Below are 11,522 nucleotides of genomic sequence, written 5' to 3'. Positions count from 1 at the left end.
GCGAGCAGCCTGCTGCGTTTCGCCTGGACCTTCGACACCATCCGCCTGACCGGTCCCGAGGGCCGCCTGGTCCTGCTGCCGGGCGGCAAGCTGAACTGGACCGCCTTCCTGGATGCCTTCAAGGACGACGAGGAGAAGCCGGACAAGGGCATGCCGCGCCTGCTGATCCGCCATCTGGTGCTCCAGGACGGCCGCGTCGATTTCGTCGACCGCACCGTCGCGCCGGCCTTCGAGACCGGGTTCCGGCCGCTCGACCTGAGCCTGGACGAACTCTCCACCCTGCCCGACGACAAGGGCCGCTACCAGGTCTCGGCGCGCACCCCGCTGGGTGCCCAGCTGCGCTGGCAGGGCGAGGTCGCCCTGAAGCCGGTGAGCCTGAGCGGCGCCGTGTCGCTGACCGGCATCCGGCTCGCCCGTCTGGCGCCCTACCTGAAGGGCCGCGTCGACATCGCCGCGCCGGAGGGCATCGCCGGGGTCGAGACCCGTTACCGGGTCGGCTACGACAACAAGCACCTCAGCCTGGCCCTGGACCAGATCGGCGCCAGCGTCGAAGGGTTGCGCCTGGCCGGTGCCCGCGCCAGCGAGCCGGCCCTGGCGCTCGACAAGCTGAGCCTGTCGGGCGGCCGCTTCGACCTCGACCGCCGCAGCCTGCAGGTCGCCGCCATCGAGTTGAACGGCGGCCGGGTCAACCTGGCCCGGCGCGCGGACGGCAGCCTGGACGTCCAGGACTGGCTCCCGGCCGCGCCGGCCGCCGCCGCGGAGGTGCCCGCGCCGGCCACGGCGGCCCCGGCAGCCGCCGAGGCCAAGCCCGCGGCATCTGGCGCCGGGTCGCCCTGGCACGTCGCCCTCGACCGCTTCAGCCTGGACGGCGTCGGCGTCCATTTCGTCGACCACGGCTACGCCAAGCCGCTGGCGCTCGACGTCGGCAACGTGAAGGTGACCTTCAAGGCCGACGCCCTGGCCGGCGCCGGGCCGCTCCAGGCCCACCTCGCCGACGGTGGCGTCGAGCTGGCCCGGCTGGCCGTCGCCTCGGCGGGCAAGCCCCTGGCCGGGCTCGACCGCATCGCCCTGGCCGGCGTCCGGGCCGGCCTCGCGGAACACCGTGCCGACGCCGACAGCCTGACCCTGAGCGGCGGCCGCCTGGCCGCCACGCGGGCCGCGAACGGCCGCATCACGCTGCTCGATGCCCTGGCGCCGGCGAGCGCCCGCAAGCCGGCCCCGGCCCGCGCCCGGCCGCGAGCAAGGCGTCCGGGCCGGGCTGGGCCTGGAGCCTGGGGCGCGCCGAGGTGGCCGGCTTCCGGGTGGCCTTGCGCGACGAGACGGTCAAGCCGGCGGTCGCCATCGACCTCGACCCGGTCGCCGCCAGCGTTTCCGGCGTCAGCCAGGACCTCAACGCGGCCCTCCCGGTCAAGCTCGCCGTCCGGGTCCGCCAGGGCGGCGCCCTGACCGTACAGGGCAAGCTGGTGCCGGCCACGGCCGCGCTCGACGTTCGCGTCGACCTCGCCGGCCTCAAGCTCACGCCGGTGCAGCCCTACCTGGGCCAGGTCGCCAACGTCACCCTGGCGTCCGGGGTCGCCGGCAGCCGCGGCCGCCTGCAGGTGGGCAAGCGGATCGCCTACAAGGGCGGCTTCAGCGTCACCGACCTGCTCGTCAACGAGGCCGACACGGGCAACCGCGTCCTGGCCTGGAAGCGCCTCGCCACCGACGAACTGTCGGCCAGCCCGGACGCGGTCGACATCGGCGAGGTCAAGGTCGACGGGCTCGGCCTCAAGCTGGTGATCTACAAGGACAAGACGCTCAACCTCAAGCGCCTGATGAAGTCCTCGGCCGAGCCGGCGACCGGGCCGGAGGCCGCGGCCAAGACGGCTGACGCGGCGGCGCCGGGTGCGCCCGCCAAAGCGGCTGCCCCCGCCGCGGCGCCGGCGGCCACCGCCGGCCAGCCCGCCAAGCCGGGCATGCGCTTCAACCTGGAACGGGTGACCGTCAGCGCCAACGAGATGGACTTCGCCGACGAATCCCTGGCCCTGCCGTTCGGCACCCGCATCCACGACCTCAAGGGCACGGTCACCGGCATCAGCCTGGCCAAGGGCCAGCCGGCCCAGCTGGAACTCGACGGCCTGGTCGACGACTACGGCCTGGCGCGCGCCGTGGGCCAGATCGACTTCCTCGACCCGACCGGCTACACCGACGTCAAGGTGGTGTTCCGCAACGTCGAGATGAACCGCCTGACCCCCTACAGCGCCACCTTCGCCGGCCGCAAGATCGAATCCGGCAAGCTCTCGCTCGACCTCGAGTACAAGATCAAGGACCGCCAGCTGGAAGGTGACAACAAGGTGGTGATGGACAAGCTGACCCTAGGCGAACGGGTCGAGAGCCCGACCGCCAAGGACCTGCCGCTCGACTTGGCGATCGCCATCCTGCAGGACAGCGACGGCGTCATCGACCTCGGCCTGCCGGTCTCCGGCAGCCTGGACGACCCGCAGTTCAGCTACGGCGCCATCGTCTGGAAGGCGATCGTCAACGTCATCGGCAAGATCGCCCTGGCCCCGTTCCGGGCCATCGGCAAGCTGCTCGGCATCAGCGGCGACAAGCTCGAGAACATCGCCTTCGACGCCGGCGAGGCCAAGCTGCTGCCGCCCGAAAAGGACAAGCTCAAGCAGCTCGCCCAGGCCCTGGCCAAGCGGCCCAACCTGGCCCTGACCGCGAGCCCGGTGTGGAGTTCGGTGGCCGACCGCCTGGCGATCAAGGAGGAGCGCGTGCGCCGCGCCGTGGCCGAGGCCTCCGGGCGCAAGCTGGCTGCGGACGAGGACCCGGGTCCGGTGTCCACCGCCCAGCCGAAGACCCAGGACGCCCTGGAGAAGCTATACGCCACCCGGATCGGCGGCGACGCCCTGAAGACCCTCAAGGCCAAGTTCGCCCAGGCCAACCCGGAGCCGCCGCCCACGGGCACCGCCGGCAAGCTGCTCTCGCGCCTGTCCGGCATGCTCAAGGCCAAGCCGGTGCCGCTTTCCGAGGCGGAGGAGGCGCGCCTCAAGGGCGCCGACCTGTACGCCCTGATCTACCAGGGTCTGCTCGACCACGAGGCGGTCCCCGACGAACAGCTCGTCGCCCTGGCCAAGGCGCGCGGCGAGGCGATCCAGGCCGAACTGCTGGCGGACGGCGTGCCGGCCGACAAGCTGGCCGTGAAGGCAATCGCGTCGGTTGCCGCCGAGGGTCACGAAGTCCCCGTCAAGCTCGGCCTTGGCGTGGCGCGCGGGGCGTCGCACTGAAACGAGCAACGCCGGTCATTGCCATGTGCGTGCCTGGCAATGACCGGTCTGGATTGGGGCAACGTTTGGCGGAGATGAACCTGGAGCGGCCTGTCACCTCCACCATGAAGCCGTCATTCAAGGGGTCGGTCTACTCTGAAACCTGCCGGATAGCCTATTCCTGCTTGTCGGCCATTGCTGTCGCTCAACCAGCTATCAAACGCAGTCGGCTACTGATCAATTAGCAGACAGTTGCAACAATTTGGCTAAGGATTACTCGCGGGAGCGGCCTGGCTTCATCCTGCAGTCGATAGTCGGCTTATTCCAACTCGATTTGAGGCCCGTAGGCAATTGCGTCAATTAATTTCAAGGCGCGCCGTGCTGCCGTTTGCGCAGATGCAAGATCTGGATTGCGCAATATCTGCACCAGCATGCCCCGATCCTCAGGGTCGGTAGATGCCTCGGCGAGAAGACGGGCCCAATATCGTTTCCCTCGAATGTTGTTGATTGCCATGATTGCCTCGTAAGCCAGTCCGGCGTTTTGTGCCCCCACAGACACTTGGCGGAGGATCACCCCTGCTTCGGGGCCTGATTCCCGTTCTGTACCTTGATTCCGCTCGATGGCTACAGCGAGTGCCTCCTTGGACACCCCGGCCGCTGCATACGCGGTTCTGGCGAACTCCGCCAGCTCGGACTGAGCCGTAAGCTGCCTGGCATTGCGCAGCGCCTCAAGTGCCTCTATGGTCGGTGCCTCCTGCTGACGGAACTGGGCACGACGCGACACGGCGAATGCGCGACGAAGCTGTCCAATGAGCTGGCCCAAATCGTCGACTCGGGATACCAGAAACCAGAAGGGGCGCTGCGTGCCTTGCTGTGCCAGTGCAGTTGCGACAAAAGGCCACACTTCATGTGCGGTGAGGGTTTGACGCCCAATAGATTGACAGAGTTGGATTGGGCCAAGAACGCACAGATCAAGCAAGAAACTCTCAGGGGGCACGTCCAAGGTACCTGCGTCGAGCCTTCCATTCGCGGTGCCAACATCAGCGTCAAATTGATCAAGGATGTTACCGAAGGCTCGACGAAGGTGGTGTGCCGCAATTGGTAATGCATTGGGGTCTTGTTGGCGAACGACCACGGGTAGACCCTGGCCTCCGGCATTAAGCCGCTGGAACCGTACCGGAGCAGCGCGCTCAAGCGTCTGCAGCAACAGGTTGATATCCTCAGTTGTCGGCGCAACGGCAGATCGGTCAAACGCATCGAGCCAGTCGGGGGCTTCCTCCGGAACCTCGGGAAGCACGAGGTACAACGACCGAAGGGCCTGACTTCGGTCAGCGAGCGTCTCAGCCCCCATGAACCGCCTGGCCAGCTGATCGACGAGAAGTTCCTGGTCCACTCGCGCCTCAGACGGTCGGGGAAGGCGTTCTAAGTACGGGCGCACTCGGGGTGAAGATGCCAGAAGACTGAAAAAGTCTAAAACCTTCTGCGCTTGAACCATGGCAACAGCTCGTGACGGCCCCTTTCCCGCGTGCAAGCTTGCCGCCCGCTCTCCGATCAGAAGTGCGAAGCCCTCGGTAGCTCGATACAGGCTCGTTCGATGTGCCGCCGCGTCAGCTACCCCTACGGTTAGGAACGAAGCGCGAGGAACCGGTGCCCTCAAGAGCGCCCGTACCTCCCGTAGGACCTCCCGCGCGCTCTTGAACTGGTTGGGGTATGACATCAACGCCTCTTCACCGAGGACCTGTACAAGGATCGCAGCCATGCATTGTTCCGCAGCCGCGCCGATGAGACCTGTCGGAGCAGCGAACTGCGCACAATCGACGCGCAACTCCTCCCGCGTGGGCATACCCAGACTATGAAGCGCGAGGTTTAGTGCCTCCTGGCTCGCTTCGAGAAGTCGGACGCTGCTGGTTCTGAGGAATTGCGGCATCGTGATCGCAATCGGCGATGTAATAACGTTGAATATTAGCCTGTAAGCTGTGAAGTGAGCGGGTACCCAATCAACTCAGGGCCTAGTCCTCACGGCTGATGATGACCGACGTTCCGCTCGGACTTAGCGTCAAGGACGCCAATCCGAGTAACACCGGTCGTTCGAGTGGATGTACTCTAACGACAGCAAAGGCCGAGCTCTTGTCCGTGGGTGATCATCTGGGGCGACTGCTCGACTTAGAAACCTGCCTTTAGAACCCCGAAGAATCGCACGGTGAACCGCCCCGGGTTCTGTGGAGGCTGATTGGTTTAAGTTAAGAGGCTTCCACGGTGGTGTCGGCGAGCCGACGGTAGTAGTTTGCCTCAGCCTCGGCCGGCGGGATATAGCCGATCGATTCAAGTAACCGGTGGTTGTTGAACCAGGCTACCCATTCGAGGGTGGCGAGTTCAACCGCTTCCCGACTCTTCCAGGGTGCCCGACGGTGGATCAGTTCCGCCTTGTACAGGCCGTTGATGGTCTCGGCCAGGGCGTTGTCGTAGCTGTCGCCACGGCTACCCACTGAGGGTTCGATCCCGGCCTCGGCGAGCCGCTCGGTGTAGCGAATGGAGACGTACTGCGAGCCCCGGTCGGAGTGGTGCACCAAGGCATCGGCTCGTTCCGGTTGCCGGGCGTACAGCGCCTGCTCCAAGGCATCTAGGACGAAGTCCGTGCGCATCGAATGACTGACCCGCCAACCCACGATGCGTCGGGCGAACACATCGATGACGAAGGCCACATACAACCAGCCTTGCCAGGTCGAGACGTAGGTGAAGTCCGATACCCACAGCTGATTCGGACGGTCCGCCTTGAACTGCCGGTTGACCCGGTCAAGCGGGCACGGGGCCGCATGGTCGGGAATTGTGGTGCGCATGACCTTGCCGCGCCGCACGCCTGCCAGTCCCAGCCGCCTCATCAGGCGCTCGACCGTGCAGCGGGCGACCTGGATGCCTTCGCGGTTCAGTTGGCGCCAGACCTTGTCGGCCCCATAGACCTGCATGTTGGCGTGCCAGACGCGCTGGATTTCGGGGATCAATTCAGCATCGCGCTGGGCCCGAGCCGAAAGCAGGCGGGGGTCGCGTTGCTGCGCCGTATGGCGCCGATACCCGGACGGGGCAATCCGCAAGACCTTGCAGATCGGCTCGACCCCGTAGACCTCTCGGTGCCGGTCGATGAAGTCGATCAGGACTTGAGTCGGCGGTCGAGCTCCGCCTGGGCGAAAAACGCGCTCGCCAGCTTGAGAATCTCGTTGGCCTTGCGCAGCTCCTTGTTCTCGCGCTCCAGGGCCTTGAGGCGTTCGCGCTCATCGGTTGTGACGCCATCGCGCAGGCCGGTATCGATCTCGTGCTTCTTGACCCATTCGTGCAACGTCTGCGGAACGCAGCCGATCTTCGGGGCAATCGATTCGATGGCCGCCCACAGCGAGGGATACTCGCCACGGTGTTCCTGCACCAGGCGGACGGCCCGCTCACGGACTTCAGGGGAATACTGCGGAGTGGGTTTCTTGCTCTTCATGGCTTCATTCTCTCAAGAGATGAAGCCTCCTCAAAACCCGGGGCGGTTCACGGCGGGTCTGAGGCGGATGCCGAAGTCCCATGGCGTCGAAAGCCGACATCGAGCCGCGTCCCGGTGCCCCGTTTACCTTTGCCGCGCCGGCGGCCAGAATGCCGACCGGACGACACGGTGAGGACGGAGCATGCGGATACTGGTGATCGAGGACGACGAGAAGATCGCCTCCTTCGTGGTCAAGGGCTTCCGGCAGGCCGGCCACGAGGTGGACTGGGCCGCCGATGGCGACACCGGTTTCGCGCGCCTGCGCGAGCCGGGCTGGGAGGCGGCCGTGGTCGACATCATGCTGCCGTTCCGGGACGGGCTTTCCCTGGTGCGCGACGCGCGCGTCGCCGGCATCGCGACGCCGATCATCTTCCTGTCCGCCAAGCGCGAGGTGGACGACCGCATCCTGGGCCTGCAGGCGGGGGGCGACGACTATCTGGTCAAGCCGTTCGCGTTCTCGGAGCTGCTGGCCCGGGTCCAGGCCCTGGTCCGGCGCGCCACCGGCGTGGTCGAGCCGGTGCGCCTGAGCGTCGGCGACCTGGAGATGGACCTGGTCAAGCGCAAGGTGAGCCGGGGCCGGCGCGAGATCGTCCTGCAGCCGCGCGAGTTCGCCCTGCTCGAATACCTGATGCGCCACCGGGGCAGCGTGGTGTCCAAGATCATGCTCATGGAACACGTCTGGGATTACAGCTTCGACCCCGAGACCAGCGTCGTCGAGACCACGGTCAGCCGCCTGCGCAACAAGCTCAACGAGGGCGCCGAGGGACAGCCGGAACTCATCCGCACGGTGCGCGGGGTCGGCTATGTCCTCGGCAACTGAGGGGCGCGGCGACGGTCAGAGCCTGGCCTTCCAGCTCGCCCTGTATTTCTCGGGGTGTTCGGGCTGATCTCCATCCTGGGCGGTCTGCTGCTGTTCCAGCTCGTGCGCACCTACACCCTGAACGAGATGGACGAGGACATCCTGCGCCAGAAGGACGAGATGGTGCGCCTGATGCGCAGCGGCGACGACCGGCTGCTGCGCGAGGAGTTCCTCGCCGGCGCCCTGGCCAGCGGCACCTCGGATTTCTTCGTGCGCCTGAGCGACGGTGCCGGCAAGGTCCTCCTGGCCTCGGACATGACGGCCTGGCCGAACATCCCGCGCGCCGTCGACCTGCTGGTCGGCGAGCCGGTCGGCGCCTACCGGTTCCTCACCATCGACCTTGCCGACGAACGCCACAAGGCGCGCGTGCTGGTGGTCCGGGTAAACGGCGCGCGCTGTCTGCAGATGGGGGTCTCGCTCGCCGACAGCGAGCTGTTCTTCGCCCATTTCCGGCGTATCGGCATGCTCATCCTGGCGCTCATGCTGGGCCTCGGCGGCCTGACCGGCTGGGCCCTGGCGCGCAAGGCCATGGCCGGGGTCGAGGGCGTCACGGCGGCGGCGACCCGGATCGCCGACGGCCACTTCTCGGAACGGGTCGAGGTGGCCGGCCAGGGGCGCGAGATCGACAGCCTGGTGGCGGCCTTCAACACCATGGCCGGGCGGGTCGAGACGGTGCTCACCGAGATGCGCCAGGTCAACGACAACATCGCCCACGACCTGCGCAGCCCGCTCACCCGCATCCGCGGCCTGGCCGAGGCCGCCGTGGTGAACGGCAGCGTGACCGGGGAGGGCGCCGAGGTGGCCGGCAGCATCGTCGAGGAATGCGACCGCCTGATGCTGATGATCAACACCATGCTCGACATCACCGAGGCGGAAGCGGGCCTGGGCGGGCTCAAGCTGGCCGAGCTGGACCTGGGCGAGCTGGTGGCCCAGGTGGTCGATCTGTTCGCCGGCGTGGCCGAGGACAAGGGCGTCGCCCTGACCGGGGACAGCCCCGGCCGCGTGGCCGTGCGCGCCGACCGGCGCAAGTTGCAGCGTGCCCTGGCCAACCTGGTCGACAACGCCATCAAGTACACGCCGGCGGGTGGCCGGGTCTGCGTGACCGCCCGCCCGGCGGCCGGACGCGTCGCCGTCGAGGTCGCCGACACCGGCCCGGGCATCGCCGCGGAGGACCTGCCGCGCATCTTCGACCGCTTCTTCCGCAGCGACCGCAGCCGCCATTTCCCGGGCAACGGCCTCGGCCTCAGCCTCGCCCAGGCGGTCGCCCACGCCCACGGCGGCGACATCACGGTCGGCCCGGCGACGGGCGGCGGCAGCGTGTTCCGACTGGTTCTGCCGGCCGTTCGGGCCGCCTGAACCTTACCGATCGGTAAACCTGGCCGGCGGCGCCCCGGGCGCCGGGGCCGCCAGGCCCGCGGGGCAAGGCCCGGGGGCGCGGCCGTTGGTTAAATATTTGTAAAGGTCGCCGGTGGCCCGCTTCGGTAAATTCACTTCCGAAGACAGGCCGGTTGGCGCGTGGACGAAGGGCTCCCGTCCAGGCGCCGGCCGGCCCCCACGATTTCCGGCCACTTGCACACGAGGTATTCCATGTCCGCTCGATTCCTGTCCCCGACCTTGCGCCGCACCCCCGGCGCCGGCCGCTTCCTGGCGTCCTTCCTGGGTACCGCCCTGGCCTGGCTGGCGCTCGCCGCCCCCGCCCACGCGCTGCCCAGCTTCGCCCGCCAGACGGGCGAGGAATGCGCTGCCTGCCACATCGGTGCCTTCGGCCCGCAGCTGACCCCGCACGGCATGCGCTTCAAGCTGGAAGGCTATTCCGAGACCGACGGCAAGTCCGGCAAGATCCCCCTGTCCGCGATGCTGGTCGCCTCCTCCGGCCACAGCAAGGCGGACGGCAACAGCACCCCGTCCCTGCAGGAAGCGTCCCTGTTCCTGGGCGGCCGCCTGGCCGACCACCTGGGCGCCTTCGTGCAGGCCACCACCGACGGCCACGCGCAGGGCAAGTTCTCCATGGACAACGTCGACGTGCGCTACGCCCGCACGGTCGACCTCAAGGACGGCGACCTCCTGCTCGGCCTGAGCCTGAACAACAACCCGTCCGTCACCGACCCGCTCAACACGGCCCCGGCCTGGCGCTTCCCGTACATGTCCGCGGAACTGCAGGAGACCCCGTCGCCGCTGCTCGCCGGCGGCATGGAGATGCAGGTCGGCGGCGCCAACGCCTACGCCCTGTGGAACAACGTCTACGCCGAGCTGGGCCTGTACCGGACGCTGCCGAGCGGCTTCCTGAACGACGTCAACGTCGACCTGCCCGACCAGAAGATCAGCGGCGTGGCCCCGTACTGGCGCCTGGCCTACCTGAAGGACAACCATAAGGACGCCTGGTCGGTCGGCCTCATGGGCATGAACACCAAGCTGGTCGACCGCATCACCGGCGGCCCGTCCGACAAGTACAACGACATCGGCGTCGACGCCACCTACACCTACCTGGGCGACCGCAAGAACATCTTCGGCCTGAACGCCGCCTACATGCACGAACGCCAGACCCTGGACGCCTCCGACGACGGCGCCAAGGTGAACCTGAACCGCTTCGACGTGTCCGGTTCCTGGCACTACGACAACACCTACGGCCTGACCGCCGGCCTGTTCGACACCAGCGGCACCGGTTCCGAGAACGACAGCCGCGGCTACATCCTGCAGGCCGACTGGACGCCGTGGGGCAAGGAAGGCTCCTGGGGCGCACCGTGGGCCAACGTGCGCCTGGGCGTCCAGTACACCGGCTACACCAAGCTGGGTAACTACGACGACAAGGCCAGCGACCACAACACCCTGTACGGCTTCATCTGGACGTCCTTCTGAGGTGCGCCATGGCTGACCGCAAATCCATCGTCACCGCTGCCCTGCTGATCCTTGCCGCCGCCCAGGCACCGGCCTTCGCGGCCGGCGACGCGGGCAAGGGCCAGGGGGTGTTCAAGGAACAATGCGCCGAGTGCCACAGTGTCGAGGCCGGCCGCAACCGCAAGGGGCCGAGCCTGTTCGGCGTCCTCGGCCGGGCCCCCGGCAGCGTCGCCGACTACGAGTACTCGGACGCCATGAAGGCGAACGCCGAGGCCTGGTCCGAGGCCCGCCTGAACGACTACATCAGCCACCCCCGGCGCGTCGTCCCGGGCGGCAAGATGAAGTACGACGGCCTCGACGACGCCGGCGACCGCGCCGACCTGATCGCCTACCTGGCGACCCTGCACTGATCCCATCGAGACTTAAGGAGTCCCGCGATGCACCTTTCCGTGAAATTCCTGCTCCTGGCCCTGGCCGGTTCGGCCGCCGTGGCCGCCCAGGCCGCCGACACCGATTCCCTGGTCAAGTACCGGCGCAACCTGATGGACGCCAACGGCGGCCTGATGGGCATGAGCAACCTGATCCTGCAGAACAAGGCCGGCGACAAGGCGCAGTTGGCCGCCGCCGCCAAGGAACTGGCCAGCCTGAACAAGGGCATCGCCGCCCTGTTCCCGAAGGGCAGCGCCAGCCCGGACAGCGATGCCCTGCCCGAGGTGTGGAGCAAGCGGGCCGACTTCGAGCGCCTGGCCAAGGAGGCCGAGACCAAGTCGGCCGCCTTCGCCAAGGCGCCCTCGGCGGCCTCCTTCAAGGACCTCTCCGAGGCCTGCAAGAGCTGCCACAAGGACTACCGCAAATAATCCTAGAAACCGCAGTTGACCGCTTTTTCCCATGGGATGTCACATGCCGTCTGAGTTTGTTGCCTTCGTTGGGGTTTACCCAGTGGGTGAGCCCGCTACGCACCCGATTGCACGTCCGGCGCGCCGCCTGGCCGCGTTGCGCCTCCTTGCAGGGAATGACCATGCTGCGTCGTCGCGCCTTGCCAGTCGACGCGCCAGCCGCACAC

At 67.5% G+C, this 11,522-nt stretch carries 8 protein-coding genes, 1 pseudogene and 1 other annotated feature; of the genes and pseudogenes, 7 read left to right on the top strand and 2 right to left on the bottom strand.

Annotated features, from left to right (window positions below; all coding sequences use genetic code 11):
* Positions 1-9: 9 nt before the first annotated feature.
* Positions 10-1,212, top strand: a pseudogene (locus EZJ19_RS16840) (DUF748 domain-containing protein); the annotation flags it as partial.
* A gap of 74 nt (positions 1,213-1,286) precedes the next feature.
* On the top strand, positions 1,287-3,269 hold the full coding sequence (locus EZJ19_RS15740) for a DUF748 domain-containing protein (protein ID WP_165873431.1): 1,983 nt from the start codon (positions 1,287-1,289) through the stop codon (positions 3,267-3,269).
* 298 nt (positions 3,270-3,567) lie between these two features.
* Here EZJ19_RS15740 and EZJ19_RS02540 read toward each other — a convergent pair whose 3' ends face one another.
* Together EZJ19_RS02540 and EZJ19_RS02535 are read right to left on the bottom strand one after the other, a co-directional pair.
* Positions 3,568-4,743: a hypothetical protein gene (locus tag EZJ19_RS02540; protein ID WP_206199296.1), complete on the bottom strand. Its 1,176-nt coding sequence runs from the start codon at positions 4,741-4,743 to the stop codon at positions 3,568-3,570.
* Positions 4,744-5,488: 745 nt separating this feature from the next.
* A protein-coding gene (locus tag EZJ19_RS02535; protein ID WP_131444734.1) for an IS3 family transposase occupies positions 5,489-6,726 on the bottom strand; the annotation gives its coding sequence in 2 pieces (ribosomal slippage) (positions 5,489-6,429 and positions 6,429-6,726; 1,239 coding nt in all).
* Positions 6,323-6,439: a sequence feature (AL1L pseudoknot), on the bottom strand. (Overlaps the previous gene by 117 nt.)
* 181 nt (positions 6,727-6,907) lie before the next feature.
* Between EZJ19_RS02535 and EZJ19_RS02530 the strand changes: the two genes are divergently transcribed.
* The 5 genes from EZJ19_RS02530 to EZJ19_RS02510 all read left to right on the top strand — a co-directional run bounded on the left by EZJ19_RS02530 (position 6,908) and on the right by EZJ19_RS02510 (position 11,316).
* Positions 6,908-7,585, top strand: a complete 678-nt coding sequence (locus tag EZJ19_RS02530; protein WP_131444733.1) for a response regulator transcription factor — start codon at positions 6,908-6,910, stop codon at positions 7,583-7,585.
* Positions 7,586-7,639: 54 nt separating this feature from the next.
* Positions 7,640-8,980 (top strand): sensor histidine kinase, encoded by a 1,341-nt coding sequence (locus EZJ19_RS02525; RefSeq protein WP_131444732.1) that lies wholly within the window; start codon positions 7,640-7,642, stop codon positions 8,978-8,980.
* A gap of 231 nt (positions 8,981-9,211) precedes the next feature.
* Positions 9,212-10,480, top strand: coding sequence for a cytochrome C (locus EZJ19_RS02520; RefSeq protein WP_165873430.1), 1,269 nt, complete (start codon positions 9,212-9,214; stop codon positions 10,478-10,480).
* An 8-nt stretch (positions 10,481-10,488) separates the two neighbouring features.
* Positions 10,489-10,869 carry a c-type cytochrome gene (locus EZJ19_RS02515; RefSeq protein ID WP_131444731.1) on the top strand — a complete coding sequence of 127 codons (381 nt, stop codon included), beginning with the start codon at positions 10,489-10,491 and terminating at the stop codon, positions 10,867-10,869.
* Between the two features lie 27 nt (positions 10,870-10,896).
* The gene (locus tag EZJ19_RS02510; RefSeq protein WP_131444730.1) at positions 10,897-11,316 is read left to right on the top strand and encodes a c-type cytochrome; all 420 of its coding nucleotides are present in this window, start codon (positions 10,897-10,899) and stop codon (positions 11,314-11,316) included.
* Positions 11,317-11,522: the final 206 nt, after the last annotated feature.

It is taken from the genome of Parasulfuritortus cantonensis, assembly GCF_004337445.1.
GTDB lineage: Bacteria > Pseudomonadota > Gammaproteobacteria > Burkholderiales > Thiobacillaceae > Parasulfuritortus > Parasulfuritortus cantonensis.
This window is presented reverse-complemented; position numbering and strand designations above follow the sequence as displayed.